The sequence below is a fragment of the Leptolyngbya sp. FACHB-541 genome (genome assembly GCF_014695875.1).
Classification (GTDB): Bacteria; Cyanobacteriota; Cyanobacteriia; order Elainellales; family Elainellaceae; genus JAAUTN01.
Genome location: NZ_JACJPC010000128.1, coordinates 59,564 through 85,918, shown reverse-complemented (window position 1 = coordinate 85,918; position 26,355 = coordinate 59,564). Strand labels below are relative to the sequence as shown.

Below are 26,355 nucleotides of genomic sequence, written 5' to 3'. Positions count from 1 at the left end.
CCTGCCTGCGAGTGTTTATTAAGCGCGTCGAACTTTCCCACTTCAAGTCCTTTGGCGGCACGACGCAGGTTCCTTTGCTGCCGGGGTTTACTGTGATTTCGGGTCCCAATGGGTCGGGCAAGTCCAACATTCTAGATGCGCTGCTGTTTTGCCTGGGGCTATCCAGTTCAAAAGGAATGCGGGCAGAGCGATTGCCCGATCTCGTCAACCAAAATCAGGTCAGCCGTGGACGGGCAACGGTAGAAGCCAGCGTCACGGTGACTTTCGCAATTGAGCCAGAAGATCTGGAAGGTCTAGACGAAGAGGATCTCCAGGGGCTAGTCGCTCAAGTCAATGGCACGAACACCTCCAACGGCAAGAATAGTACTGCCAAAAATGGTTCAGCCCGCAAAAACGGTTCGGTGAATGACGCTGATGGTGCAGATGCGATCGGGAATGGAAACGGAGCAAACGGCAACGGTACCTCAAATGGGCATTCGGACGGCGCAGAACCCTTGCAGTTTGTTTCCGGTTCGGCGTTGTTTAGCGAATGGAACGTGACGCGAAAACTGCGAGTAACGCAGCAGGGAACTTATACGTCTAACTATTTCATCAACAGTCAACCCTGTACCCTGACAGAACTGCACGAGCAGCTTCACAAATTCCATATCTACCCGGAAGGCTATAACGTCGTGCTTCAGGGAGACGTAACCAGTATTATTTCGATGAATCCGCGTGAACGGCGGGAGATCATCGACGAACTGGCAGGTGTAGCATCGTTTGATCGCAAGATCGGTCAGGCAAAGGAAAAGCTAAATGCTGTCAAGGAGCGTGAGGAAAAGTTTCGGATTGTCGAGAAAGAACTGATTGCCCAGCGCGATCGCCTCTCCCAAGACCGGATCAAAGCCGAAAAATATCAGCGACTCAAAGCCGAACTCCAAACCAAAACCCAGTGGGAAGCGGTGCTGGCATGGCGAGGTCAGCAGCGGCAGGTGCAGCAGTTAACCGGACAAATTGAGGCAGGCGATCGCACTTCCAGCGACCTGACTACCCAGCTTGCAACCCTGGCAACTGAAATTCAGCAATCCACCGCAGAATTAGACTCCCTCAACGCTCGTGTTAAAGCACTCGGCGAAGATGAACAGCTTGTGCTCCAGTCCACTCAGGCAAGCCGTGAGGCGGAACTGCGCCAGCTTCAGCGTCAGGAGCAGGAATTGGTCAATGCCAGCCGTGACCTGTCGGCAAATTTGGCTCGAACCCAGCGAGAAATTCAGGAACATGTCCAAACCCTGAACAAGCTTTCTCATGAAAAGCATGAGGTGGAGACGCGATCGATCGCTGCTCTAATCCAGGGGCGGGATCAAGCACAACAGGCATTAGATAAGAGCCGTGAAGCTGCTAGTGCGATCGCTACTGCCTCTGAAGCCTGGGTGCAAGAGCAAACCACCCTGCGCCACCAGATCGACACGCTGCTCAAAACTATTGAGCCGCAGCGCACTGAACAAGCAATGCTGCAAGAACGGGTAACGCAGCTTCGCCAAAAAATTCAAGAACAGACCGAGGGGTTGGAGGCGATCGCTCAGGAAATTGCCACAAAGCAAGAGCAGTACGCCCAGGCAAAAGAATCCCAAAATTTGGCCAAAATTCACCTGGAAACCCTGCAACGGCTGATGACTGCTGCTGAAGAGGAATTACAAACCCAGCAGGACACCCAGAGCCGCCTGATGCAAGAGCAGCGCGACAAGCAGCGGCAGCTTGACAAGTTAGAAGCGCAAACCCAAGCACTTCAAGAGGCACAAGGCACCAATGCCACCCAGATTCTGATGCAAGCGGGATTGCCCGGTGTCTGTGGTCTGGTTGCTCAGTTAGGACGGGTCGATCCCCAGTACCAGCTTGCGCTAGAAATTGCGGCAGGTGGGCGATTAGGCTGTCTGGTGGTTGAAGATGACGGCGTAGCCGCCGCCGGAATTCAACTGTTAAAGCAACGGCGAGGTGGACGGGCAACCTTTCTGCCGCTCAATAAGATTCGCGGCTCACAAAATTCTGCAATCCCTACCTGGAATCGCCCAGAGGGCTTCATCGACTACGCTGCCAACCTAATCGACTGCGACAATCGCTATCGAGACATTTTCGCCTATGTGTTTGGCAATACGGTTGTGTTTTCCTCCATGAGTCAGGCACGGCGACATCTAGGGCAATATCGCATCGTCACCCTGGAAGGAGAACTGCTGGAAACTAGTGGCGCAATGACGGGTGGCAGTGTCTCGACCCGTCAAGGTTCTCTCCGTTTTGGCACCGTGCAGTCCGGCGAATCCGCAGAGGCGATCGCCCTGCGCGAACGACTTCAGGTGATCGAGCAAATTCTTAAGCGCTGTCAGAACGCGATCGCCCAAGCAGTGACCACAGTGAAAGAGCGATCGCAGGCACTTACAGACGGTCGTCAGCAGCAGCGAGAACTCCAGCTTCAGTCCGAGCAGCTTCGGACGCAAATCAATAGCCTGGTCGCCCAGGAAGCCCAGATTCGTACCCAGCTTTCCCAAAACACGCAGGAGCTTGCCACCGCTCAAACTCGCCTGCAAACGCTAGAGCAAGACCTACCCGTCCAGGAAGCAGCCCTGGAGCAGCAGCGTCAGGTGCTATCTGACCTGGAGCAATCTCAAACTCACAGCGAATGGCAGCAAATTCAAACCACCATCCGTACCCAAGAAACTCACCTAAACGAGCAACAGCTTGCTCTGAGAACAGCAGAACAGCGCTTGCAGGATTTGGAAACCCAGAGTCAGCGCCTCCAAGAAAAAATTAGCCAATACCAGCAGCGGGTGCAGGAATATCGCACTCAGCAAACGACCCAACTTAACCAGCAGTCTGCCCTTAGCACCCAATCGTCTGCCCTGACGGAGCAAATCGCCCAAACCCAAGCTGCTCTAGCTGCCCTAGAGCAAACTCTTTCTGCCGAAAAGCAAGAGCGCGATCGCGTCGAACGTCAACTGCGCGATCGCCAAACCCTTCAGCAGCAGCGAGAATGGGAACTGCGAAAGCTCCAGGAAACCCAGCAAGCCCGACGCGAGGAATTGGTCACGCTCCAGGGTCAGCTAGAAACACAGCAGGCAGAATTGCCCGATCCCCTACCAGAAGTGCCCGAAGAGTTGGGCTTGGAAGAATTGCAGCAGGGGTTGCGATCGCTGCAAAAACGCCTCCAGGCAATGGAACCCGTCAACATGCTGGCCCTCGAAGAACACGAGCGCACCCAAGCCCGTCTCGACGAACTCAGCCAAAAATTGTCCACCTTAGAAGAAGAAAGAACCGAATTACTCCTGCGAATCGAAAACTTCACTACGCTGCGCCAACGCGCTTTCAAAGAAGCCTTTGATGCAGTTAACCAAAACTTTCAGGCAATTTTTGCCGAACTTTCTGACGGCGACGGCTACCTTCAACTTGACGATCCTCAAGACCCATTTGCCAGTGGGTTGAACCTGGTTGCCCACCCTAAAGGTAAGCCAGTTCGTCGTTTAGCTTCCATGTCCGGGGGTGAAAAATCGCTCACTGCTCTCAGTTTCATCTTTGCCCTCCAGCGCTATCGCCCCTCCCCTTTCTACGCCTTTGACGAGGTAGATATGTTTTTGGATGGGGCAAATGTGGAGCGATTAGCTAGAATGATTAAGCATCAGGCACAGCAAGCGCAGTTTATTGTAGTGAGTCTCCGTCGCCCTATGATCGAGTCCGCCGAGCGTACAATTGGCGTAACTCAGGCAAGAGGAGCTTATACTCAGGTTCTAGGGATAAACCTGCAAGGTGCGCCCGTTTGATTTCACTAATACGGATTTCACCCATACGGATATTTCATCTGTACCTGTACTATTGTTGATATCTCAGCAAGATTCGAGATCAGGACTCGAAAATGACATCTGAACAACTCTGTCAACGTTCCGACCTTTTAGGCACTCAAGTCATTACCCGCAGCACGGGTAAGCGCTTGGGGGTAATCAGTCAGCTTTGGGTGGATATCGATCGCCGAGAGGTCGTCGCCCTCGGCTTAAGAGAAAGTATGCTGTCTGGGGTGTTGTCCAGTACGCAGCAAATGATGCTCCTTGACAGCATTCGTCAAATTGGCGATGTCATTCTGGTTGATGATGAAACGGTTCTAGAAGATGCATTCAACGCAGAAGCCTACAGTGCTCTAATTAACAGCGAAGTTATCACTGAAACGGGCGAGCTTCTAGGCAAAGTTCGAGGTTTTAAGTTCAACACCTATGACGGCAGAGTTGTCTCTCTGATCATTGCGTCTATCGGTCTTCCCATGATTCCCGATCAGGTGATCAGCACCTACGAGCTGTCGATTGACGAGGTCGTCAGTACTGGTCCCGATCGCCTCATCGTGTTTGAGGGTGCTGAAGAAAAAATGAACCAGCTCACGGTGGGTGTCCTAGAGCGTCTGGGTATTGGCAAACCGCCCTGGGATCGAGACGAGGATGAAGACTACTACGTCATGCCAACCTCCGCCTCCAACCAGCTAGGAACAGGAGCGCGTACCTCTGCTGCCCCTTCAGTCCGGCTAGAAGCCCCAATCGCCCGTGAAACCTGGGACGATGACAACTGGAGCGAAGCCCAGCCCGCTGCCCGTCAATTGCGTGAACCGCTGCGTCAGCGTCAACCTGAACCTGCTTACTACGACGACGATGTAGAAGAGGATAACTGGGGCGGACAGACAGAAGAAGAGTACACCGAGGCAGTTTACATCGAGCAGCCCACCTACCGCGAACCTAAGCGTCTAGAGCAGCAATACGACGAAGTTCTAGAAGATGCGTGGGCAGACGATGAAAATCCCAAACCCTACCGTCCACCGCAAATTAATATTCCTGAAAAGCGGAAAGTCGTAGAGTACGAAGAAGAAGCAGACTATTAAGTTAGTCTGTCAGGTAACATTAAATTCTCTTACAGGGACGAGATGCATTTCGTCCCTGTAATTCTTTCTAATAACGTTTCTCTTAAAAGAGGCTACAGATGGAAGGGCATTCCGCAGAGTGGGGTGCCCTTCCATCTGTAGCCCTAATTTTTGGAATTGGTGTAACTCTCATTTACGCAAGCTTTAAGGGGTGAGTCCGGACTCGGTAGAAATGAGGAGAATACTGCCTGTGAGCGTGTTTTTCTTTCAACCTCTGCAAGACTATGAACGTCAAGCTCGTTTTAGGCTGTGTAGCCCTGTTGGCAGCAGTTTCTCCCGTCACTATCCGGTTTGCCAGAATTCTTACTGCCCCACCTGACACTAGTCAGCCTGTAGGGGTTGAAACTTCAGCTGTGAGTTCTCCCCCCACCTCAGAACCTCGATCAAGCGAGGTAGAAAAAACGCTGCAAACAGGCGACTGCATTCGCTGTAATTTGAGCGGAGCCAACCTGAGTGGTAATGATCTAAGCCGCGTAAATTTAACTGAAGCAGACCTTTCTAATGCAAACCTGAGCCAAACCAAACTAACCAACGCGATTCTGACCGGTACTCTGCTAAACCAGGCTAACCTCGAACGAGCCACTCTAGATGGTGCTGACCTCCAGGGAGCAGACCTAAGTGGAGCCAATTTAACTGAAGCTCAGATGATGCACGTCAGCATGTCTAGAGCAAACCTGAACGGCGTAAATCTTCATGGGGCAGAGCTGCGAGATGCTGACCTCAGCGCCACTCAGATTAGCCAATCCGATTTAAGTGAAGCCAGCCTATACGGAGCGGTATTGCGGGATGCTGATCTATCAGGTACCAACTTGAGTGGGTCTGATTTGCGCTATGCCGACTTGTCTAACGCCAACTTAGAGGGTGCTGACCTGACCAATGCTCAACTAGAGTTTGCGACGCTGCCAGAAGGCTTTAACTACGAAGGCACCATTATTTACTGAAACCGGAATGTATAAAAGGTTTAATTGATAGACGCGTTTTCCGTGCCGTTCAATTCCCGAATCGATGCCCCTTGAATTAGCAGGCAAAAGCTGATGACCTCTTCTGTACTGCTATAAGCGGCTGAGATAGTAATCCGAGCTGAGAAAGAGTTGCCTTTTAGGGGTTGGAACTTTAACTCCAAAACTCCAGGTTGCTTCACCTGTCTAAGCTCGTCAAACTGGGCTTTTAGCGCTGGGCGATCTTGCTCGAAAACTAATCGATAACAAGCTGTGCCCACTAACCCATCTAATTTACTGGCAAATAAAACAGTAGCTGCTTGACTTGCTTCCTGAATGACTCCAGATGAGTTAACCACCAGGTAAATGTCGAATACAGCATTAAAAAGATCGCGATAACGCCGTCGCTGAATCTCGACTGATTTCCAGATCGCTTTCAGGGATGACAATGGAGAGTTTTCATCTGGTTCGTCCGATAAGGCTTGACTAGAATTGAGGATCTCGCGATCGATCCTGTCTAGCTCGGTTGACTGTTGAGCAAATTCTTGATGGGACTTGTGAATTAACTCCTCTGCCCTCTTGCGATTGGTAATGTCGAGGTTGATGCCAGCCATCCGAATGGGTTTGCCTGCTTCGTTATAAAAAGCTTTTCCTTTACTAGCAATCCAGCGGACAGTGCCATTAGACCAGACGACTCGAAACTCGATGTCATAATCTTCCTGGCGCTTGATTGCAGTGCTGACTGCCTGTTGAACATAGTCTCGATCGTTAGGATGTAGGTGACTCAAGAAAGTTTCATAGCTGCCATCAAACTCTCCAGGCACAAAACCAAACATTGTTTCCAGGTTGGGCGACCAGGTGATGCGACCGGTGGTCAATTCGGTATCCCAGATTCCTAGTTGGGCTGCCTCGAGAGCAATTCGCAGTTTTTCTTCACTCTCACGCAGGTAGGTTTCAGCTCGTTTACGGGCAGTAATATCGCGAACGAAATTCAGAATGGCGAGCCGGTTTTCGTACTCAATCACGCGGCTGCTAACTTCAACAGGAATTTCCCTGCCGTCTTTACAGCGGTAGACATGCTCAAATACGATGCTGCCAAAATTTTCCAGGTCTCGCAGGAGAGATGCCCGACGCGCAGCATCTAGGGGCAAGCTAATTTCACTGAAGGGAATCGAAAATAGCTCTCGCCGGGTATAACCTAGCAGAATCGACGCGACCCAGTTTACCTCTAGAAGTTCATGGGTTACAGCGTCAACGATAAAAATTGAGTCAGTGGCAGATTCGAATAAGTTGCGGTATTTTTCTTCTGATTCTCGCAGTGCAATTTCTGTCTGTTTACGCTCGGTGATGTCTCTGGCTACAAAAACGGCTGTGCTGATGTCGCCTTGCATCCCCCGAATTGGATTGAATATGTATTCGTAGTCCCGAGATGCAGTGGTTGTCGGAATTGTGATTTCGCCGCTGAGCGGCTGACCGCTGATGAAAACTTGACGATGCTGGTTGTTGAGGAGAGTGGTAAGGTCAGCCGAAAGATGCAAATCTTCGCAGGTTTTACCAATTAAGTAGTTGCGCTCGCACTCAAAGGCGCGTGCCCCAGCGGGGTTAACGTAGGTGTAGCGACCTAGTCGATCTTGCACAAAGATCAGGTCGGGTATTCCCGAGAGAATTTGGTTTAAGACGATCGCTTGCTGACTGTTGTGTTCTGTGATGAGTGTTGCCAGGTCAGCGGATTGTTGCTGTAATCGTTGGCTAGGTGAGCTGTCTTCAGGAGACTCTGGGGAGGGTGCAAGAACTGAACGCTCTGTTTCTAGCAGTGAATCAACGACCTGCTTAAGATCCGCAATTTGGCGTAGGTTTGTTAGACTCAAGCGATCGCTCGTCTGCATCTCAGTCAATTGACCGATCAGCTCTGCAATTTGCTCCTCTAGCTGAGTCCGTTGTGGCTGGATAGCCTCAGAAATAGCAGGAGAAATTGAGGGAGAAATCCCAAAAGCATCAGCGAGAACATTTAGAATTAACGAATTTTCACCGATTTGATCGGCGTTTGCACGGGCGGCGATCGCTTGACTCAGTGCTTCTGGAAGTTGAATTGTAATTGAGGTGTAGGTCATGGTAACACTGCGCTATCTGGCTGAACTTTGTATTGCCAGACACTTGATGGGTCGTTATGTTGCTATGCTTGTGTCGCCACACACTGATACACCTTTCCTCAACACAATTATCTCACTTCCAACCCAAGTTGAGCAATCCTTTCGGAGAATCTAGAATAATTTTTATTTTAAGTAAAATGGAGCAGTTCATGAAAGGTTTATAAAGCTTGTCTAATGCTATTGCAAAAACCTTACAGGTAAAAGATTATTAATAGAGTGCAACACACGTATTGCAAAGTTATAGAGCAGCTAATTAAGCGGTTGCAATTACTTTAACAGCCCGTATTGCAGTTGGTTGTGCGTTTCGTATCGCTTAAGTTCCTGCCCTTTATCTTGCTAACGGTCATCCACCTGGAAATAGGGTTTATTTAATCAAGTTTGGCTTGATTTAACATGCTTAATTAGCCGCTTTGTAAAGATAGAGTGGGGGTTTTGTTGATCTTTAATGAAAACTCAAACTGCTTGAATTGCGCTTCAAAAATTAGGTGCATTACCAACAGAAATATAGCGGTTGCTTGAGGCAAACCGTAGGCTGCATCTTTGTACCAGTGTCTAAGTAGACAGGGTACACCGCCAGACTCTTCATCTAAGTCGTGTGTATGGGCATTGAGCCTGGACAGATTGATTTGTCTCCTAAGTAGGGACTGATTTCTGATAGGCAAAAGAAATCTTCTTCTCTTGGTACTTGTTAATACGGCTTACTAATACAGATAGCTAAAGCATTGCTTGATGTGGCTAGAGAGCAGTGCGGTTTTAGGAGCTATTTCTGTGCGCTATTTCAAATACGAAGTTGTTGGATCTCAACCCTATGAGTTCATTTCGCAATTTTGGAGAAGCCCCTATGGGACTGAAACTGCTTAATTCCAGCAGTCAATCTACCTGCTTAACAAGCCCTAATCTCAGACGGGCGTTGAGAAAGATGGCTCTTTTCCTGGCAGAAAGTTGGAAGTCTGACCATCCTGAACCCAACCCGGAGTTTGAAAAAGATGTTGATGCCTGTGTCCTCCAGGTGACAGTAGAAATGGCTAAAGCTGCCAAAGCGGTAGGAGGAGTTGCTAGCGTAGCTGTCTTAAGTGGAGCGGGTTCGGAGGCAGCAAGATTTGCTTGCAGTTGTGTGTTATCGAGTTCAGAAGACTCAGTATCAGCGTTGGAGGACTCAAAAGAGTCTATGTCATAAGAGTTTGCGTAGATTTACGCCGTTAACTCGTCTTGCAATTCCTTAAACGTTTTCATTTCTCCCTACGCAAGCTTTTGCGCTCTTTTCACGTTGCGATTTTATTTTGCACGGGCTTTTCACACTCATTTACTACCCTCCGGGAACCGAGCTATGGCCACTCAATCTCACTCTGATCCAGCCGCTAATTCACAAACGCAACGTCAGTCACAACCTCAACTAAAGCCTTCGGAGTCTATAGTTCAGTTTGACTTAGCATCAGAGCAACGTAAACCTGAAGCTTTGCCTAAGAAATTTCAGGATCTTTCGGTTAGCCATAAACAGTTAATTGGAATGCTGATGGCTGAAATTTCCACAGTTGGTTTGGCAGGGGTAGGAACAGCTTTGCTGGTTTCGGCAGGGGCGGGTCAGGCTAGGGCCGAACTAGTTGTGACGGAGACTGAATACAGCGTCCAAACAAATTTGTTAAAAGCTTATGTCCAGGACCAGGCTGAAGACACGAGTGTAGTCACAGCGGCTAGAGCTCGACAAACGGGGCAATTGTCTCACCCTGAAATGCAGCAACAGGTTGATCAAGCTTCACAAGAGCAGGTTTCAAATTTTGGGGTAGAGTTTTCTACGCTAATTGGACAAGATTTGCAGGCGATCGCCGTTCAGGCTTTGCCGGGATCTGAAGCGGAAGCATCTGCTGTAGTTGTTCGGGAAACGCCGGGCACCTCCTCCAATACCACGATGTTGTGGGGGTTGGGGCTATTGGCGATCGCCACTGCTGCCTTGGGGGTTGGGTTGGGGCTAGTAGTTGTGCGGAGAAAAACGACTGCGGTATCCCTGAAGCAGCTACAGCAATCCACCCATCAATTTTTGGAGGGCGATCGCACCATTCGGGCAGATGCTTCTGGAGAAGACGAAGTAGGACAGCTTGCCCACACCTTCAACCGACTGGCAGAGCAGATAACGACTTCAGAAATTGCCATGACGGAGCAAATTCGTCGTCAGGCTAGCGAAATTGAACAAGCCCAGTTTTTTATTCAACAAGCCCAATTTTTTAGCACTGTTGCTGCCTCTGAAACGCGCACGCTGCAAGACTTGGAGACGTTGTTTAAGACAGCCGTACAGGGGGCGCAACAGATCCTAAAAGCGGATCGGGTGGTCATCTATCGTTTTTTACCCAACTGGAGCGGCTACATTTCAGCCGAGGCGGTCGATGCAAATTATCCTCGCGTTATGGGAGGCAAAATTGAAGATGCTTGCATTGGACAGGAGCTAATCGAGGCTTACCGAAAAGGACGGGTTGTCGCGACTAACAATGTTTATGAAGCAGGCTTTCACCCCGATCATCTCAGGCTGATGGAGCAACTTAAGGTCAAAGCCAACCTGGTTACGCCTATCCTTCGCGACGGCGAACTTTACGGGTTGCTGGTCGCCCATCACTGCGCCGCTCCTCACATTTGGCAGCAGCCAGAAATTGACTTTTTACAACAGCTAGCTCTCCAACTTGGGCTGGCGATTGATCGAGTTGTTCTGCTCATTCAAAAAGATGGCGCTATCTTGCGAAACCAGCAGCTTAGCGAAATTACAGGCGCGATCGCCAATGCAGTGAGCATTGGGGAAGTTTATCAATGTGCGATCGCTGGCATACGGGAAGCCCTAAAAACCGATCGGGCTGTCGTCTACTTGTTTGATGAAAATTGGCAAGGAACCATCGTTGCTGAAGTCGTCGGGGCAGGTTTTCCTAAAGCCTTGGGTGTTAACATTGCCGACCCTTGCTTTGCTGAGAAATACCTTGATAAGTACCTGGCAGGGCAGGTCCAGGCAACCAACAATATTTACGAAGCCGGGTTGAGTGACTGCTATTTAGGACAGTTAGAGCCTTTTGCCGTCAAAGCAAATCTGGTTGCTCCCATCTTGGCCTATGACAAGCTGCACGGGTTACTCGTCACTCATCAATGTTCTACGGCGCGAGCGTGGCAAGAGCCAGAAATTACCTTCTTCAAGCAGATTGCAAGTCAGGTCGGGATTGCTCTCGATCGGATGAACTATTTAGCTCAAAAAGATATGGCGCTCTACCGCGCTCAAAAGCTCAGCGAAATTGCCTCTGCAATCGGCATGGCTGCTGATGTTGAGGAGATTTACAACACTGCTATTGCAGGGGTGCGAGAGAGCCTGAAAACTGAGCGGGCAATCGTTTATCTCTTTGACAAGGATTGGCAAGGACACGTCGTTGCAGAATCCGTCAACAGAGGCTTTCCCCAAGCACTGGGCGCGAACATCGCTGATCCTTGCTTTGCCGACAAATACATTGGCAAATATCTTGCGGGTCGTGTCAAAGCTACTAACAACATTTATGAAGCAGGCTTGAGCGACTGTTATTTGGGACAGTTAGAACCTTTTGAAGTCAAGGCTAATTTGGTCGCGCCGATCCTGGCGTACAATCGGCTGCACGGTTTGCTGGTGACGCATCAATGTTCTGCTCCCCGCATTTGGCAAGAGTCAGACATTGTCTTTTTTAAGCAGGTCGCTACTCAGGTAGGACTTGCGCTCGATCGCGTCAATTTTTTAGAAGAATTGGATCTGGCACGTCAGCAGGCAGAGAACCTGGCCAGAGAACAGCGTCAGCAGCGAGAAGAACTTCAGGATAACTTGCTTCACCTCCTCGATCAGGTGGAGGCAGCAGCAAGGGGTGATTTGACGATTCGGGCAGAGGTAACTACGGGTGAAATTGGCACTGTCGCCGACTTTTTTAACTCAGTTGTGGAAAGTTTGCGCCAAATCGTGACGCAGGTAAAACAGTCTGCCGTTCAGGTGAGTGAGGCGATCGCCGAAAGCGAAGGATCGATTCGCCAGCTTGCAGACTCAGCGCTTCAGCAGGCTGAAGAAATGTCCTATACCTTAAACTCAGTTGAGCAAATGACCCACTCCATTCGAGCGGTGGCTGAGAGCGCCCGTCAGGCTGCTGAGGTGTCTGACAAAGCTTCTGCAACTGCTGAGGCAGGGGGAACTGCAATGGATTTGACAGTGCAAAACATTCTCAGCTTAAGAGACACAATCGGCTCAACAGCCAAAAAAATTAAGCGCCTGGGTGAAGCTTCGCAACAAATCTCTAAAGTAGTGTCCTTGATTGAGAAAATCGCTTTGCAAACTAACTTGCTTGCGATCAACGCCGGAATTGAGGCTGCACGAGCCGGGGAAGACGGAAGCGGATTTGCGATCGTCGCAGAGGAGGTGGGGGAACTCGCGACCCAATCGGCAAAGGCTACCGGAGACATTGAAGAAATCGTCGCTGCAATCCAGGCAGAGACTAATCAGGTGGTTGAAGCAATGGAACAAAGCACTTCACAAGTCGTTGAAGGAACTCGCTTAGTCGAAGATGCCAGGGTGAGCCTGAGTGAGATCGTGGAAGTCTCTCATCAAATTAATCAGCTAGTGAAAACCATTTCAGAGGCAACCGTATCCCAAACTCAAACCTCTTTGCTAATCACAGGACTGATCCGGGAAGTCGCGCAAGAGTCAAAACAAACTTCCGATCGCTCCCGTCAGGTCTCCGAGGCACTGCAACGAACTGTAAGCATAGCCAAAGAGTTGCAGATTTCTGTAGAAACGTTCAAGGTTAGCTCTAAAGAAGATGTCGATGAGGAAATTACGTTGCCCCTGTAATGGGGGAAATCGAAGTCAGCAGGCTGTGCCCTTCAATCTCTAAGCCTCCTCCCGATCATTAACGTCACTAATGGTGCAAAAGACTTGTCTGATCGAACCGTCTATTTCAAACTGTGGATCGGCATTTACCAGGAGCTGTATCCAGTCATCGTGGGTAGGGCGGTAGACACCAACAATCACATCATGGACCGGTTGGCGAGTGGCGATCGCCTGCGGTACAGGCAAAGCCTCCTTCGGCAAAGGTGAACCATCTTCTGAGACAATTTGCCAATCAGGATCTAAAAAGGTTTTACCTAAAAGCTGCTCTTGGGTGAGTCCTAGAAGTCGCAGGGCTGCCGGATTGCAGAACAAGATTTCGGTTTGGCTGCCGAGGATCAGCACACCAATCTGCAAATTTTGAATCAGCATTCGCAGCCCTTCTTCGCTGATTCGCAGTTGCTCTTCTGCCTGTTTTCGCTCTGTAATATCCGTGACAACGCCAAAACTGCCCTGGTGTTGCCCCTGAGCACTGAGCATCGGTGTTGCCGAAAAAATCGTGTGAACGGAATGCCCTGCTTTATGGCGAAAAGCAATTTCATACGTGCTGCGTTCGCCGTTTATTCGTCTAGCAATTTGCTCGCGCAACATCTCATGGTCTGCCTCGCAAATCAGGCTAAAGCTCTCGTGACCTACAATCTCGTCTCGCTCATAGCCCAACATTTGGCAGATGCGATCGTTGGCGTAGGTATAGATGTTGTGATGGTCAGCAATCAGAAACCCATCGCTCATGGTTTCGACCAGATTGCTAAACTGCTGCTCACCCTCGTCGCGGGCGGCAGCAGTTTGTTTATGTTCTTCAATTTCCTGCTGTAATAGCTCGTTAACCTGAGACAACTCCGCAGTGCGCTGCTTGACGCGCTCTTCCAGGGCTGTCTCTAGCTGTTTGCGCTCGGTAATGTCTCTCGCAAAACTCTGGAAAACGAGGCGATCGCCATACTCAATTAATCGGCAGCTAATCTCAACCGGAAGTTCCGAACCGTTCTTGTGCCGCAGGATGTGCTCAAAAATAACATTGCCTGTCCGCTGAAGCTCAGGCACAATCTTAGCTTCCCGGCTCGTAGTCGCCTCTGGTGTTTCAATCTCTGTCAGAGTGAGTTGCAACAGTTCCCGCCGAGTGTAGCCCAACCGACGAGCCGCATTGCGATTTGCATTGAGAATGCTACCCGTAGACACGTCAATGATGAAGATAGAATCATTCGCCAACTCAAACAAGTTGCGATACTTCTCTTCGGACTCCCGCAAGGCAATTTCGGCTTTCTTCCGCTCGGTAATTTCCCAAGCGGTACAAATCACCGCATCAATGGTGCCGTTTACTCCATGAATTGGGTTTAGTGCGTATTCATAGTTTTTAGAACCCGATGGGACAACTGTTGCAAACTCACCACTTAAGGGACGACCCCCGGTAAAGATTGCTTCGGCTTTCTTGACCAGCAGCTCCATCATCTCAGCAGACAAACCTAGATCGTGAAACGTTTTGCCCAGAAAATAGCTCTGCTCATACCCAAGCATCCTGGCTCCCGCCGGATTGATATAGGTGCAGCGCCCCATCCGGTCTTGGACGCAGGTTAAACCGGGAGAAGCGGCAAGAATTTGGTCAAGCGCTTTTGCCTGTTGCTTAAGTTGAGCGATAAGCTGCAACTGCTCATCAACAATTTGCTTTTGCCAACTTGGGTCATCGGGTAACGTTTCAACTGCAGTTTGAGACGACCAGCTTCCAGTTGCTAACTCCTCAGAAGGTTGAATGCTAAAGGTTTGGAAAGAGCGAATTGCCTGCTCAAGCACTTGTACCAGGTCAGCAGTATTGCTATTTGTAAGAGATTTTTGGTTTGCTTCTGCCAGCTGATGTGACAGAGTTGTTACCTGCTCTTGCAAGTCATCTAATTGCTGCTGAAGAATCTCAGTGGTGACGGGTGCTGGGGAAGGAGGTTGAAGTCCGTAAGTTTGAGCTAGAGCTTCAATCACAATGGCAGTGCGGTTTCTGCCGGTTGCCCTAGCTTGACTTTCGATAACCTCGATTACTTCTGCTGGCAACCGAAAGGTGATCGTTTTACTAGCCATATAATGTATCGAGGATTACTCAACGACTCGTGAAAATGCTGATGCTCGTACCCAAAGATTTGCCCTATTCTGCAAAGCTGTTTTATTAAAAGCTAGCTTGAATAAACTGGGTAATGGGATTGTCCTGCGATGCACTCCTAGTCACGCGGAGCAACCTCGACACAGCGAAACATATGATGTTAGCGCCTGTGGCAGGAAACCGCGCAACGGCATATTACGTATTTCTATCAGCGCTTGAGGATTTGGCTCAACCGTATTGTTACGGAATTGGATTATGTGGTTTTGGAAAACTACTTAAAGAAACCCTAACTGCTGTGCTATTTGAGAAATATCAGCTGAATGTTTTTACAAGCTTATCCTTAAGATCGCAAAATAGCTGGCTTATTTGCAGAATTTCGCGATTCCCTGACTTTTTTGAGCTTTATGTAAGTCGTTCTATATAGAATCGCAACTTAAGTGGACTATACGAATTTGCTTCTACTAGAAATTAATTTTACTCTTTGATGCATTTATTTTTTGTAGATATAAAAAATCCCCTCTTAAAAAAGGGGAACTAGATGGCTGGGCTGCCATCTTTTTAACGAAGGTTAGAAAGGAGCAAAGGGGTTGAAGAACTAGCCCAACCCTGGGTAAATGGCTGTAGGAGTGTCCGCGATCGCTATGCTTGCATGACCTCGAACGCTGGATCTACCGCAACCCAGTCTACAGAGGGTGCTTGCTCAGCGAACTCAGCCTCAATCATTGCTTGAATCCAGAGGTCTTCATCTTCCTCTAAGTCGTTGAGAGCGTAGGTTTGAGTACTTTCAGAGGAGAGTGTAGTGGGAAGCAGGACGTTGACCGGAGCCTCGATATCGTTGAATAGCTGTTCAGAGCGTTCTGGCATGAAGAATTCCGGAGTGGCGATCGCTTCGATCGCTTTCGGGACGAACTCTGCCATTCGCTCTGGCGTGGTGATTGCTTCAGGTGGCGCAACGGCTGCCTCTTGATAGGTGCTGAAGCTAGCCAGATCAAACGCTAACTCTTCTGTAGAAGATGCTTTATCTTCTACCAGCAAATCTGCTAGAGAATCGGCTTGTGGGTCTACCTCAAAACTTTCTGCTGAGTTGTCCAGGTAATATGCACTGTAATGTGCACTATGCTCAACCCCCATAATTTCTGGAGCTGGCATTGTTGCAAGCACTTCAATTGCAGCAAACTCAGCTTCTGTAGGGCTACTGTCTGCTGAAACTGCTACAGCCGCATCTTCTATGCTGACTCCCGTTAGTTCGCGGGTGTATTCCTCTGAATATTGGGTGAGGACAGCTTCGGCGAAGGCGATCGCTTGCAGCTGCTCGGGTGGAGTGACTGCATTAATTGAGCTTGGCAACGACAGCTCTGCGGCACTTTCAATGTCGCTCGCCTCAGGACGCTCTGGAGTCGCAGTAGAAACGGGCTTAGCGATCGCTTGCTGAGTCAAATCTCCAGCGATCAGGGCAGCCAGGGTATAAAACGCAGTTGTTGAAACACGCATAGTCTGAATTCAACAGATAAAAGGCGGCGTTCTTATGCTAGAGAGACATTCAGCATGGAGCAAACATCACAAACTGTTGTCGGTCTAAACTTTCAGAAGTCAATTCACTCCAGAAATCAATTCATTCCGGAAATCAATTCTTTATGAAGTCAACTACTAATACACCCAGAGGAGTCAAGAATCAGGATAACGGCTAGAAATCTATTTCAGGGTAGCAGCCTTACTATAACAGTCTGATCTAATTCGTGAATAGGACTTCGTGAATAGCATGAGTTTGCGAAAGCATTGTCTGAAGCAGTGAATCGCTCAAAACTTCTCTCAAAAGTGACTTTAAGAGGTCTATGTTTGAGGTCATGACCTTTTGCAGTATATTAATAAAAATTAGCTACGTTGAAGATTCTTAAACTTACAGGTAGATAATTTTCACCCCCTCATATCCTTTCACCTCCTTAAAATTTTTAGTCTATGCAGTCTTCGCAAAGTCCTGATCCGACTCGTGGTCAGCTTGAGAGAACCCTTTCTCAGCGAATTCAAGCGCTGTATCGAACTCAACTTGGGCACCGTCCCAACAAAGTCACCTGCAACATTTTGGGTGAAAAGCTGATGATTGTACTGGAAGAGGCAATTACTCAGGCTGAGCAACTTTTGTCTAGTACAGGTCGAGAAGCTTTAGCCGAGCAGGTTCACTTTGATCTGGATAAGGCGCTTCAGCCACAGCTAACCGAGCTGATTGAAGAGGTGCTAGGGGTTAGTGTGGCTGATTTGCTAAGTGATGCCAAGTTGGAAACCGGGCGAACGGGGATGATCGCAATCCTAGAAGCAGAGCCTCAAGTTCGAGAGCCTTCTGCTAAGACGAAGCTTAAGAAACAGACCGCATACGACTTAGATGTTGCTGAAGCATAACCTCCAGTTCGTCAAGGTTGTAAGGCTTGTAGATATAGTCTTCACAGCCTGTTTGTAGAATGCTCTCGCGATCCTCTGCTCTCGCGAGAGCCGTAACTGCAATTATCGGAATGTGAGCTGTCTCAACGGTCTGTTTGAGGCGGTGAATAATCTCTAGCCCACTGAGGTCTGGCAAGACAATATCCATCAGGATCAAGTCTGGCTGATAAGCCTGAGCCAGCGGCAAAGCGGCTTGCCCCTTTAACGTACTAATGCTAGAGAACCCAAACAGATCGAGAGCATGAAGCAGCATCAGCAAGTTGTCTTCATTGTCATCAACAGCCAAGATTAGCGGCCGGTTAGCCACACAGTTAGGTCCGGAGGCAAAAGGTAATTCTAAGTCCATACTCTTCAGCAGAAAAGTGACTGATCAGGGAATGCTCTAGAGAGGATCTGACGAGGCACTCACGTAGGCGGCTATCTGGCACCTTCATGAAGACATGGCTCGTGTGTTTGTGAAGATGGATTGAGACTGTAAATCAATTCACCACTAGAAACACAACACTATGTGAAGCATTTTAATACTAATTTAAGATTTTTGATGGAAAACAAGAAATGCATAGACTCTGATCAAATTCTGAGTTGAGAGGCTTGCTTCGCTTGAGGGATAATCTAGCTCAAGAAGCAAAGCTCTGCAAAGCGTCTGCATGTGTAAGTCGCGAAAGTTGCTTACATAGTGACCAAAAATTCCTCTTCTAGCGTTTTTAAGGACAAAACTGAGATTTGCGTGTCTTTATGGGCGATCGCCCGTTCGGCTTCGGTGTTGTAACCCCAATCTGCCAAATAAAGCTTGACGTGGCTCAGAGCTGGCTGATTTTGGATAGTTTGTAGCGTTTTCAGCCGATCTTCTACAAACCAGATAGAAATGGGTTGATCCGTGTTGCTGCTGAATTGCTGATGTAGAGTACGCAAGGTCTGAGCCTTTGGTCGTTTCACCTCTTTGCCATAAATTTGAGCGGTCGGCAGATCAATTCCCTGTTGCTGTAGAAGCTGACGCACAAATCTGCCTTCTTTCGTCGTGATAATCGCGAGGTGAATGGAACTTTTTAGAACGCGCTGGAGCAGCGAGGTAATGCCCGGGTAGAAGCGATGTTGCGCCAGCCAGCCTTCCAGGTCAACTGCAATCCATTCATCTCGAACCTGATCGACGCTGTCCGCAATCTCACTTGGGTTGAGATTGTCTTCGGTGATTTGCCGTTGGGCGATCGCCTGCCAATTCTCTAGGATCTCGTCTTCTGGCGTGTTGAGGAGGAGCGATCGCAACAGCACTGGCATTTCCCAGCCCGTTTCAATCACTGGGCGCAGGCGATAAAACTGTTCAGCTAAACCCGGAGGCGGCATGGTGTCAGCAGGCGACCAAATTCGGCCGTAGGCTCGCCATGCCGTTTGAAAGTACTCAATCAACCCGTCACAAACGACCCCGTCAAAATCGAGCGCTAAAATTGTCGGCATTGTTGGCATAGCGCAATCCTACTGCTGAAAACTTGCTGCACCTCAACTTTATCAGGACTAGTTTTGAGCATTTGGAAGAGGTTTGAAAAGTGCGAATTTTGGTACCTGGCGTTTGTCTCCCGCAAAATGTGATCGCGATCACATTTTTTTTGCAGAAAAGTCACTGAGGATTTGTACCTAATCAGGCATTCTTATAGATACAGAGTTATCTCGCCGCATTCATGCCTGTTGCTCCTTCTCTGCTGCCAACTGCTCTATCAGATCTCACCGCTCACGTCGCTGAGTCTGGCAATATTACGCTGGCGGATCGCTATGGGTTAATGGCAGCTATTTTTGATGAGTCTATTAGCGAGGAAGAGCGATTTGCGATCGATCGTCTGCTGCGGGCAGTTTGTCGCGGGCGATTTAAGCTAGTGGATGAGCTTTCGGTTGTGATGTAGTATTGAGCGATGCAAAGCAGTTCGCCCTTCAAGGCGATCGCATTCGATTTAGCACTGCAGCCAGTTCATCAGGGCGAAACATTGCTAGATCTCCTTGGGGAAAAGCCGTAAGAATATCTGGGCTACCCGACTGCAAGTCAGCCATCACGTATTCCAGAATGGTTTTGAGCGAATATCGACCATCTAAATAGTGCTGTTGAATGTAGGTGAGAGCTGCCCCGATTGCTCGGAGCTGATTCACCTCTACAATTTGCTCAACCGCAGTCAGATCAATTGCTTCTGCGCCAAACACGAGTTCATCTACATCTCGAACTTTGGTGCGAGGGCGATCGCCTCTCTCCTGCGGGAGGCTAAAGTGAGGAATGCGTTGAGCGATCGCGCCAAATTGACTGCCGCCTTCTGGGGTGCGATCGGTAGCGTATTGTTGGGCGATCGCTTTCGCCTTTGCCGTCACTTCCTGCGGCTGAAAATCTGTCATTGCAACCACCGTGTTGGCTACGTCAAAATAGTCACCACTGCCTCCCATCACCAAAATCGTAGAGACGCTGTAATCCTGATAAAGCTGCCGAATTTTATCGACAAATGGCGTAATTGGTTCTTTTGATTTGGCAATGAGTGCCTGCATTCGGCGATCGCGAATCATAAAATTCGTCGCGGAGGTATCTTCATCCACCAGCAGCACGGTTGCTCCAGCTTCCAGCGCTTCCATGATGTTGGCGGCTTGAGAAGTGCTGCCACTGGCATTCTCAGTTGAAAACTGTTCTGTAGAACGCCCTTGAGGTAAGTGATTGATGAATGGTGAAATGTTCACCCCAGCAATGCTGCGACCGTCCTCTGCCCGGATTTTGACTGCGGCTGGATCGGTTACTACAAACTCCCGTCCGTCACCGGGAATGTGATTGTAAATGCCGAGGGCGATCGCCTTCAACAGTGTCGATTTACCGTGATAGCCACCTCCCACAATCAGCGTGATCCCAGATGGAATTCCCATACCACTAATTTCACCCTGGTTGGGACGCTGAAAGCTAACTTGCAGCGACGCAGGTGATTGAAAGGGCAGCGCATTTTGGGTAAGGGGGCGATCGTCCACTCCACTTTGGCGCGGCAAGATCGCTCCATTCGCCACAAACGCTACCAGTCCTCGCTCTGCAAGCTGTTGCCTGAGCCAGTCTGCATCTTCTACCGTTTCAACATGATGGCGAAGTGCAGTGGAGTTGAGCTGAGCGTAATTTAGAGCGCGATCGACAATCAGCGGCAGATCTTCACACAATAGCTCTGCTGCCTGTTTACCTAAAATCGTTCTGCCCCGTGCTGGAAGCCCAACGACGAAACGGGCTTCAAGTTGTTTGGACGTAATCAATACTGAAGTGCGTTCTAGAATTTGTTGGCTGGTGGGGGCGATCGCAATCAAACCACTATTGCCGCTACCCCGTCGTCCTCTCACCTCCGCTGCAACCTGAGCAAACTGGCGCGTCAGATAATCTCGCAGTGCAACTTCACGGCTATGGGAACGGTAGAGTTCTTCTGGAGAAGATTGAATCCCTGAATCAGTTTCCTGAGAACCCGTTTGCGGAATCTGCACTCGTAGCCGACTCGGTGACGCAAACGGATCGCCCTGTACATAATCAATACTTAACTGAAAGCCAGCAAACTGATAGACTCCGGCAATCTGCTTATATGCCTTGTAGCTTCGCTGGTCGAGTTGAAGTAACTGTTGATATAACCGCTGAAAATCCATTGCAGCCCAGAATTAAGAGGAAATTGTGTTGGACCGTACTTCATTAGTAGTTTTTCAATATGACTCCTGAAGAATGTAAAAATATGGCGGACATTCGAGCCGAAATCGATCGGTTAGACCGTCAAGTTGTTGGGCTGCTGGGTCAGCGTTTTGCTTACGTCAAAGCTGCTTCCCGCTTCAAGGCAAGTGAAACTGCCGTCAGAGCACCCAAACGCTTGCAAGCTATGTTACAGCAACGTCGGGTTTGGGCAGAGGAAGAAGGATTAAATGCTGATGCGATCGAAAAAATGTACCAGGATTTAGTAAATCATTTCATTGACGAAGAAATGAAGCATTGGAAGCAATCCGGTGGTCAGTAGGCGCAACGCTACAAGTCTACGCAGCTTTAATGTGTTGTTGGAAATTCACTTCAGCCAACCTGCAAGTTTGTGAGAAATTGAGGTTGCGATCGGCAACTAATTATGAAGGAAATTTTGGCGATCGCCTGTCCTGTAGCAGTACGTCAGAACCTCATACGAAACTCAACTCCATGCTGAGTAAACCCTAGTGCTTATACAATTCGTGAGTTTGTGGTCTAGAGGTGCGACTTGTTGCGATGAGCTTATAGCAGTTTGCTTCCTTGGCTAGCCCAATCACTTGCTTAACCAGGTTTGGACCGACTCCTTTACATCGGTAAGATTCATCCTCATATACATCTTCCATCAGAGCAAACGGCTGGTTGTGCAAATCGTTGTACATCCAGTAGATGTATGCTCGTCCGACCTCAGTTTCGTTGTCCATGACAGAGATGCGAATGCCTTGTGCTTCAACCCTCTCTTTTAAGGTTCACACCCTACCCCTACTTCTACTTGCTCAACTAAAATTAGTTGCATTTTAGTTGTATTTAATACAAATGGAATCATTGCAAGGAACGCTTCACAGTTAAAGCCTCTGAAATTTCTAGCTTTTACGTATTCTCGTTGAATTTGATAAAGTAATGTAAAGCGGCTTTATCAAATCTTTCAGATGCATTTTTGGTAAGAATAACTATAATTGAGGGAACCTGCTGATGGCGATCGCCACCAATTTACGGCTAAGGTTCATCCACGCACACAAACTGGTTTAGTCCAAAACCCTATGCAAGACGAAACCCTTAACCTGAATCAGGAGGACTATAGCCTCTTGACCGACCTTTACCAGTTGACGATGGCAGCTTGCTATGTTGGTGAAGGCTTAGACCAACGACAGGCAAGCTTTGAGATGTTTGTGCGGCATTTGCCTCAAAATTTTGGCTATCTAATTGCGATGGGGTTAGCTCAGGTATTGGAATATCTAGAGCAATTACGCTTTACTCCTGACCAGATCACCGCACTGCAAGCCACCGGAATTTTTGACAATGCGCCTGCCGAGTTTTGGTCCCTGCTAGCAACAGCCCGATTTACTGGAGATGTATGGGCTGTACCTGAAGGAACGGCTGTGTTTGCCAATGAGCCACTGCTGCGGGTTGAGGCTCCACTTTGGCAAGCGCAGATTGTCGAGACTTACGTGCTCAATGTGTTGAACTACCAGAGCTTGGTTGCAACGCGGGCGGCTCGACTGCGAGATGTGGCCGGCCCGGAAGCAACACTGCTGGAGTTTGGCACGCGCCGCGCCTTTGGCCCCCAGGCTTCCCTTTGGACAGCACGAGCAGCTTTAGCAGCAGGTTTGAATTCAACCTCTAATGTGTTGGCTGCCCTAAAACTCGGTCGTCAACCCAGCGGCACAATGGCACACTCGTTAGTCATGGCGCTAACGGCAATTCAAGGTAGTGAGGATGAAGCTTTTACTGCGTTTCACCGCTACTTCCCAGGTGCGCCGTTGTTGATTGATACCTATGACTCTGTTGCTGCTGCAAGCCGATTAGCGGAACGGGTCAAGGCGGGAGAAATCGAGCTAAGCGGTGTGCGGCTAGATTCTGGCGATCTGGTGGAATTGTCGCAACGGGTGCGATCGCTCCTCCCCAACGTTCCCATCTTCGCCAGTGGCGACCTGGACGAATACGAAATTTTGCGTTTGAAAAAAGCAGGAGCCAACATCGACGGTTACGGCTTGGGCACCAAATTAGTCACAGGCTCGCCTGCCAATGGTGTTTACAAACTGGTCGAGATCGACGGAATCCCCGTAATGAAAGCATCAAGCGGCAAATTCACCTATCCTGGACGCAAGCAAATTTTCCGTCGCTTCAAGTCAGGAGCAGAACAAGAATTTGAGGGCGATCGCCTCGCTCTAGCCACCGAATCCGCTGCCGATGGCGAACAACCGCTGATGCAACTGGTGATGAAACAAGGTCAAAGAGTGCAGCCCGTTGAAGAATTGGAGGCGATCGCCCCCCAAGGGGAACTGCTTCGCATTGCTCAACGCACTCTTAACTCTGTCAATAGCCTTCCCGCTCCCATCCGCCAAGTTGAACACCCTCTCTCTGTCACTCCCGAAATCTCACCTGCTCTGCAAGAAATGACCCAACGGACACAACAGAGAATTCGTAAGTCTTATACTGAGCAAAATTCGTAGGCCCAATACCCATCATGGCTGCAATCGCACTTTTCGGAACTAGCGCTGATCCGCCGACCGCAGGACATCAGCAAATTCTCAACTGGCTGTCTCACCATTTTGACGAGGTGTGGGTTTGGGCCTCTGACAATCCGTTTAAGTCACACCAAACCTTGCTGGCACACCGAGCAGCGATGCTTCGATTGTTGATTGAAGATATCGATCCACCACGCCACAACATTCATTTGCGGCAGGAGTTGAGCAGTCCCAGAGCTTTAGTGACAGTCGAACAGGCTCGTCAGCAAGGGGCAAATGCAGAATTCACCCTGGTGGTTGGCTCTGACCTAGTTGGGCAGTTGCCCCGCTGGTATCGGTCAGACGAGTTATTTCGTCAGGTCAACTTGTTGGTGGTACCGCGACCGGGTTATTCACTGGAAGAGGCTAATTTGGAGGGGTTAAGGGATCTGGGTGCAAGGGTGGCGATCGCTGACATGACGGGCCCAGCGGTTTCCTCAACAGCGTATCGTGAAGAGGGAGACTCCCATATCCTCACCCCGCCAATCGAGGATTACATTTATCGAGAGCAGCTATACGAATGGCAGGACGCACCCAGAAAAAGACTGCTGACTCGTCCCCACAGCAGACCCTAGCCGACTTCAAAGTAGGAGTCGATAACGTGATCTTTTCGGTCGATACCGCTCAGAATCGTCTGTTGGTGTTGCTAGTGATGCGTCACGAAGAGCCGTTTTTAGGACGTTGGAGTCTTCCAGGAACGTTGGTGCGATGGGGCGAATCTCTGGAAGATGCTGCTTATCGCGTACTGTCTGAAAAGATTCGTGTCAAAAACCTTTATCTAGAGCAGCTTTATACCTTTGGTGGTCCTGATCGCGATCCCCGTGAGGCAGAAAGCAGCTATGGAGAACGTTATCTCTCGGTTAGCTATTTTGCTCTAGTGCGGTTTGTTGAAGCTGAGTTAATCGCGGATGGTGTGAGTGGCATCGCCTGGTATCCAATGGAGCAAGTTCCAGAACTTGCCTTTGACCACAATCAGGTGTTGGAATATGGCTATCGTCGTCTGCGTAACAAGTTGGAATATAGTCCGGTTGCCTTCGATGTGTTGCCAGAAGTGTTTACATTGGGCGATTTGTACCAGCTTTACACCACGGTCTTAGGCGAAAACTTTGCTGACTATTCTAATTTTCGTTCTCGCTTGCTAAAACTGGGGTTTCTCTGCGATACCGGAGTCAAGGTATCCAGAGGAGCCGGACGACCAGCTAGCTTATATCGCTTTGATGCTGAAGCTTTTGCTCCGCTAAAAGACAAACCATTAGTGTTTATTTAGTGATGAGTTTTGAGTTAGGAAATGGGCTATGGGAATTGATGAGCTATTGAAAGAAAAGCGAGAGGAAATATTGGCGATCGCTGCCAAACATGGAGCCTACAACGTTCGAGTTTTTGGCTCAGTTGCCCGTGGAGAGGCAAATGACAAAAGCGACGTAGATTTTTTAGTAGAAATCGAGCAGGGCCGTACTTTGCTCGATCAAATTTCTCTCATCCAAAGTCTTGAGGATTTATTAGGGCGAAAAGTAGATGTGGCTGAGCCAGAGAATCTACATAAGTTGATTAAGGATAGGGTCTTGAAAGAGGCAATCCTTTTATGAAAGACGATCGGATTCATTTGAGTAGTATTGTAGAACGGATTGAACGAATTCAAAATTACGTTCAAGATGGACAAGAGACTTTTATGCAGTCTCAAATCATTCAAGATGCTGTCATTAGCAATTTTTTAATTATTGGGGAAGCAACAAAGCAAATATCTCAAGAACTTAAGCAATCTTATCCGACTGTTGAATGGAGACAAATTGCAGGCTTGCGAGATATCTTAATTCATAACTATTTAAAGACAAGTTTAATTAGACTTTAGGGAATTATTGAACAGAATTTACCAGAACTCAAGGTGATGGTTACGGCTATTTTGCAAGAATTAGGCGACGACCCATGAGAGACGAGGTTCAAGTTAGGGGAAACAGACTTGCGGTGTTAATCGACGCAGATAACGCCAGCGCTGACTTGATTGAGCCTTTGTTAAAAGAAATGGCAAAGTATGGGACGGTTCATGTCAAGCGAATTTATGGCGACTGGACTCGTCCTCATCTGACTCAATGGAAGGATAAACTCAACAAATTTGCAATTCAGCCGATTCAGCAATTCACCTACACGCAAGGCAAAAACTCGACCGATAGCGCTTTGATTATTGATGCAATGGATTTACTTTATACCGGCAATTTTGACGGATTTTGTATTGTTTCTAGTGATAGCGATTTCACCCGATTAGCTAGCCGCATTCGAGAAGCGGGGCTGGTCGTTTATGGGTTTGGTGAGAAGAAAACCCCAGAAGCGTTTGTGAGTGCTTGCGATCGCTTCGTCTATACAGAAATTCTCAAGCAAACAGAGAGTTCTGTCGAATATCACTCAATAGAAAGTAAGTTAAGCGAAGAAGATAAATCTGTTGCTTTCAAGAAAATTTCAGATCACGTTCCTGTAAGTACAGAGGATCAGAAGTTAAAGACGAATAAAAAATTAATTAAGCTGCTCAAGGATGCCTATGAGGCGATCGCCGACGAAGATGAATGGATTCATTTAGGTCCATTTGGCACTCAATTAACAAAACTATCGCCTTCTTTTGACCCTCGAAACTATAGCTATAAAAAACTCAGTAGCCTGGTTCAAGCTATTGATTTATTTGAGATTAGAACAATCTCTAGAGCAATTCAGATTCGATTAAAGAATTAAAGACTAGAAACTAAACTTTGTTCTGTAACTGCAACCCC

General features: G+C 48.6%; 22 protein-coding genes. 15 read left to right on the top strand and 7 right to left on the bottom strand.

Annotated features, from left to right (window positions below; all coding sequences use genetic code 11):
- The first annotated feature begins 11 nt into the window (after positions 1-11).
- The 3 genes from smc (at position 12) to H6G00_RS27905 (ending at position 5,862) form a co-directional block, all read left to right on the top strand.
- Complete coding sequence (smc, locus tag H6G00_RS27915; protein WP_190799221.1) at positions 12-3,785, top strand: chromosome segregation protein SMC; 3,774 nt, start codon at positions 12-14, stop codon at positions 3,783-3,785.
- A gap of 92 nt (positions 3,786-3,877) precedes the next feature.
- A complete protein-coding gene (locus H6G00_RS27910) occupies positions 3,878-4,882 on the top strand; it encodes a PRC-barrel domain-containing protein (protein ID WP_190799220.1) in 1,005 nt (334 codons plus the stop codon).
- Positions 4,883-5,145: 263 nt separating this feature from the next.
- Entirely contained in the window at positions 5,146-5,862 is a 717-nt protein-coding gene (locus tag H6G00_RS27905; protein ID WP_190799219.1) for a pentapeptide repeat-containing protein, read from the top strand.
- A gap of 20 nt (positions 5,863-5,882) precedes the next feature.
- Here H6G00_RS27905 and H6G00_RS27900 read toward each other — a convergent pair whose 3' ends face one another.
- Complete coding sequence (locus tag H6G00_RS27900; RefSeq protein ID WP_190799218.1) at positions 5,883-7,970, bottom strand: PAS domain S-box protein; 2,088 nt, start codon at positions 7,968-7,970, stop codon at positions 5,883-5,885.
- Between H6G00_RS27900 and H6G00_RS27895 the strand changes: the two genes are divergently transcribed.
- From H6G00_RS27895 to H6G00_RS27885, 3 genes are all read left to right on the top strand, one after another.
- On the top strand, positions 7,969-8,124 hold the full coding sequence (locus H6G00_RS27895) for a hypothetical protein (RefSeq protein WP_190644268.1): 156 nt from the start codon (positions 7,969-7,971) through the stop codon (positions 8,122-8,124). The genes H6G00_RS27900 and H6G00_RS27895 overlap by 2 nt on opposite strands.
- Positions 8,125-8,850: 726 nt before the next feature.
- The gene (locus H6G00_RS27890; protein WP_190799217.1) at positions 8,851-9,186 is read left to right on the top strand and encodes a hypothetical protein; all 336 of its coding nucleotides are present in this window, start codon (positions 8,851-8,853) and stop codon (positions 9,184-9,186) included.
- A gap of 150 nt (positions 9,187-9,336) precedes the next feature.
- Positions 9,337-12,837, top strand: coding sequence for a GAF domain-containing protein (locus H6G00_RS27885; protein WP_190799216.1), 3,501 nt, complete (start codon positions 9,337-9,339; stop codon positions 12,835-12,837).
- Between the two features lie 39 nt (positions 12,838-12,876).
- Here H6G00_RS27885 and H6G00_RS27880 read toward each other — a convergent pair whose 3' ends face one another.
- The gene (locus H6G00_RS27880; protein WP_190799215.1) at positions 12,877-14,934 is read right to left on the bottom strand and encodes a PAS domain S-box protein; all 2,058 of its coding nucleotides are present in this window, start codon (positions 14,932-14,934) and stop codon (positions 12,877-12,879) included.
- Positions 14,935-15,592: 658 nt separating this feature from the next.
- Complete coding sequence (locus H6G00_RS27875) at positions 15,593-16,444, bottom strand: hypothetical protein (protein WP_190799214.1); 852 nt, start codon at positions 16,442-16,444, stop codon at positions 15,593-15,595.
- Between the two features lie 465 nt (positions 16,445-16,909).
- Between H6G00_RS27875 and H6G00_RS27870 the strand changes: the two genes are divergently transcribed.
- Positions 16,910-17,347 carry a DUF2294 domain-containing protein gene (locus H6G00_RS27870; protein WP_190644273.1) on the top strand — a complete coding sequence of 146 codons (438 nt, stop codon included), beginning with the start codon at positions 16,910-16,912 and terminating at the stop codon, positions 17,345-17,347.
- Here the strand turns inward: H6G00_RS27870 and H6G00_RS27865 are convergent.
- Both H6G00_RS27865 and H6G00_RS27860 read right to left on the bottom strand, forming a co-directional pair.
- Entirely contained in the window at positions 17,304-17,732 is a 429-nt protein-coding gene (locus H6G00_RS27865) for a response regulator (RefSeq protein WP_190799213.1), read from the bottom strand. The two genes, H6G00_RS27870 and H6G00_RS27865, sit on opposite strands and share 44 nt — an antisense overlap.
- Before the next feature lie 323 nt (positions 17,733-18,055).
- Positions 18,056-18,847, bottom strand: a complete 792-nt coding sequence (locus H6G00_RS27860; protein ID WP_190799212.1) for an HAD hydrolase-like protein — start codon at positions 18,845-18,847, stop codon at positions 18,056-18,058.
- A 212-nt stretch (positions 18,848-19,059) separates the two neighbouring features.
- Here H6G00_RS27860 and H6G00_RS27855 point away from each other — a divergent pair, with 212 nt between their 5' ends.
- The gene (locus H6G00_RS27855; RefSeq protein ID WP_190644276.1) at positions 19,060-19,278 is read left to right on the top strand and encodes a hypothetical protein; all 219 of its coding nucleotides are present in this window, start codon (positions 19,060-19,062) and stop codon (positions 19,276-19,278) included.
- A 28-nt stretch (positions 19,279-19,306) separates the two neighbouring features.
- Here the strand turns inward: H6G00_RS27855 and H6G00_RS27850 are convergent, their stop codons facing one another.
- Complete coding sequence (locus H6G00_RS27850) at positions 19,307-21,016, bottom strand: ABC-ATPase domain-containing protein (protein ID WP_190799211.1); 1,710 nt, start codon at positions 21,014-21,016, stop codon at positions 19,307-19,309.
- A gap of 59 nt (positions 21,017-21,075) precedes the next feature.
- On the opposite strand from H6G00_RS27850, the gene H6G00_RS27845 reads away from it, so the two are divergent.
- Positions 21,076-21,375, top strand: a complete 300-nt coding sequence (locus H6G00_RS27845; protein WP_190644278.1) for an isochorismate lyase — start codon at positions 21,076-21,078, stop codon at positions 21,373-21,375.
- A gap of 184 nt (positions 21,376-21,559) precedes the next feature.
- Here the strand turns inward: H6G00_RS27845 and H6G00_RS27840 are convergent, their stop codons facing one another.
- On the bottom strand, positions 21,560-21,796 hold the full coding sequence (locus H6G00_RS27840) for a GNAT family N-acetyltransferase (protein WP_199318752.1): 237 nt from the start codon (positions 21,794-21,796) through the stop codon (positions 21,560-21,562).
- A 336-nt stretch (positions 21,797-22,132) separates the two neighbouring features.
- Here H6G00_RS27840 and H6G00_RS27835 point away from each other — a divergent pair, with 336 nt between their 5' ends.
- From H6G00_RS27835 to H6G00_RS27810, 6 genes are all read left to right on the top strand, one after another.
- Positions 22,133-23,545, top strand: coding sequence for a nicotinate phosphoribosyltransferase (locus H6G00_RS27835; RefSeq protein ID WP_190799239.1), 1,413 nt, complete (start codon positions 22,133-22,135; stop codon positions 23,543-23,545).
- A 14-nt stretch (positions 23,546-23,559) separates the two neighbouring features.
- The gene (locus H6G00_RS27830; protein ID WP_190799210.1) at positions 23,560-24,174 is read left to right on the top strand and encodes a nicotinate-nucleotide adenylyltransferase; all 615 of its coding nucleotides are present in this window, start codon (positions 23,560-23,562) and stop codon (positions 24,172-24,174) included.
- Positions 24,120-24,866: an NUDIX domain-containing protein gene (locus H6G00_RS27825; protein WP_190681282.1), complete on the top strand. Its 747-nt coding sequence runs from the start codon at positions 24,120-24,122 to the stop codon at positions 24,864-24,866. The genes H6G00_RS27830 and H6G00_RS27825 overlap by 55 nt, the downstream gene beginning before the upstream one ends.
- A gap of 28 nt (positions 24,867-24,894) precedes the next feature.
- Positions 24,895-25,185 (top strand): nucleotidyltransferase family protein, encoded by a 291-nt coding sequence (locus tag H6G00_RS27820; RefSeq protein WP_190799209.1) that lies wholly within the window; start codon positions 24,895-24,897, stop codon positions 25,183-25,185.
- Positions 25,182-25,448 (top strand): HepT-like ribonuclease domain-containing protein, encoded by a 267-nt coding sequence (locus H6G00_RS27815; protein ID WP_190799208.1) that lies wholly within the window; start codon positions 25,182-25,184, stop codon positions 25,446-25,448. The genes H6G00_RS27820 and H6G00_RS27815 overlap by 4 nt, the downstream gene beginning before the upstream one ends.
- 74 nt (positions 25,449-25,522) lie before the next feature.
- Positions 25,523-26,317 (top strand): NYN domain-containing protein, encoded by a 795-nt coding sequence (locus H6G00_RS27810; RefSeq protein WP_190644282.1) that lies wholly within the window; start codon positions 25,523-25,525, stop codon positions 26,315-26,317.
- Positions 26,318-26,355 lie beyond the last annotated feature (38 nt).

What these genes read in the sequence shown, in the direction of transcription:
- H6G00_RS27910 (WP_190799220.1), top strand. Translation starts at nt 3,878, where the DNA reads ATGACATCTGAACAACTCTGTCAACGTTCCGACCTTTTAGGCACTCAA.
- H6G00_RS27865 (WP_190799213.1), bottom strand. Translation starts at nt 17,732, where the DNA reads ATGGACTTAGAATTACCTTTTGCCTCCGGACCTAACTGTGTGGCTAAC.
- H6G00_RS27905 (WP_190799219.1), top strand. Translation starts at nt 5,146, where the DNA reads ATGAACGTCAAGCTCGTTTTAGGCTGTGTAGCCCTGTTGGCAGCAGTT.
- H6G00_RS27850 (WP_190799211.1), bottom strand. Translation starts at nt 21,016, where the DNA reads ATGGATTTTCAGCGGTTATATCAACAGTTACTTCAACTCGACCAGCGA.
- H6G00_RS27900 (WP_190799218.1), bottom strand. Translation starts at nt 7,970, where the DNA reads ATGACCTACACCTCAATTACAATTCAACTTCCAGAAGCACTGAGTCAA.
- H6G00_RS27830 (WP_190799210.1), top strand. Translation starts at nt 23,560, where the DNA reads ATGGCTGCAATCGCACTTTTCGGAACTAGCGCTGATCCGCCGACCGCA.
- H6G00_RS27855 (WP_190644276.1), top strand. Translation starts at nt 19,060, where the DNA reads ATGCCTGTTGCTCCTTCTCTGCTGCCAACTGCTCTATCAGATCTCACC.
- H6G00_RS27860 (WP_190799212.1), bottom strand. Translation starts at nt 18,847, where the DNA reads ATGCCAACAATGCCGACAATTTTAGCGCTCGATTTTGACGGGGTCGTT.
- H6G00_RS27890 (WP_190799217.1), top strand. Translation starts at nt 8,851, where the DNA reads ATGGGACTGAAACTGCTTAATTCCAGCAGTCAATCTACCTGCTTAACA.
- H6G00_RS27815 (WP_190799208.1), top strand. Translation starts at nt 25,182, where the DNA reads ATGAAAGACGATCGGATTCATTTGAGTAGTATTGTAGAACGGATTGAA.
- H6G00_RS27885 (WP_190799216.1), top strand. Translation starts at nt 9,337, where the DNA reads ATGGCCACTCAATCTCACTCTGATCCAGCCGCTAATTCACAAACGCAA.
- H6G00_RS27880 (WP_190799215.1), bottom strand. Translation starts at nt 14,934, where the DNA reads ATGGCTAGTAAAACGATCACCTTTCGGTTGCCAGCAGAAGTAATCGAG.
- H6G00_RS27875 (WP_190799214.1), bottom strand. Translation starts at nt 16,444, where the DNA reads ATGCGTGTTTCAACAACTGCGTTTTATACCCTGGCTGCCCTGATCGCT.
- H6G00_RS27820 (WP_190799209.1), top strand. Translation starts at nt 24,895, where the DNA reads ATGGGAATTGATGAGCTATTGAAAGAAAAGCGAGAGGAAATATTGGCG.
- H6G00_RS27895 (WP_190644268.1), top strand. Translation starts at nt 7,969, where the DNA reads ATGGTAACACTGCGCTATCTGGCTGAACTTTGTATTGCCAGACACTTG.
- H6G00_RS27810 (WP_190644282.1), top strand. Translation starts at nt 25,523, where the DNA reads ATGAGAGACGAGGTTCAAGTTAGGGGAAACAGACTTGCGGTGTTAATC.
- H6G00_RS27825 (WP_190681282.1), top strand. Translation starts at nt 24,120, where the DNA reads ATGGCAGGACGCACCCAGAAAAAGACTGCTGACTCGTCCCCACAGCAG.
- H6G00_RS27845 (WP_190644278.1), top strand. Translation starts at nt 21,076, where the DNA reads ATGACTCCTGAAGAATGTAAAAATATGGCGGACATTCGAGCCGAAATC.
- H6G00_RS27835 (WP_190799239.1), top strand. Translation starts at nt 22,133, where the DNA reads ATGCAAGACGAAACCCTTAACCTGAATCAGGAGGACTATAGCCTCTTG.
- H6G00_RS27840 (WP_199318752.1), bottom strand. Translation starts at nt 21,796, where the DNA reads ATGGACAACGAAACTGAGGTCGGACGAGCATACATCTACTGGATGTAC.
- H6G00_RS27870 (WP_190644273.1), top strand. Translation starts at nt 16,910, where the DNA reads ATGCAGTCTTCGCAAAGTCCTGATCCGACTCGTGGTCAGCTTGAGAGA.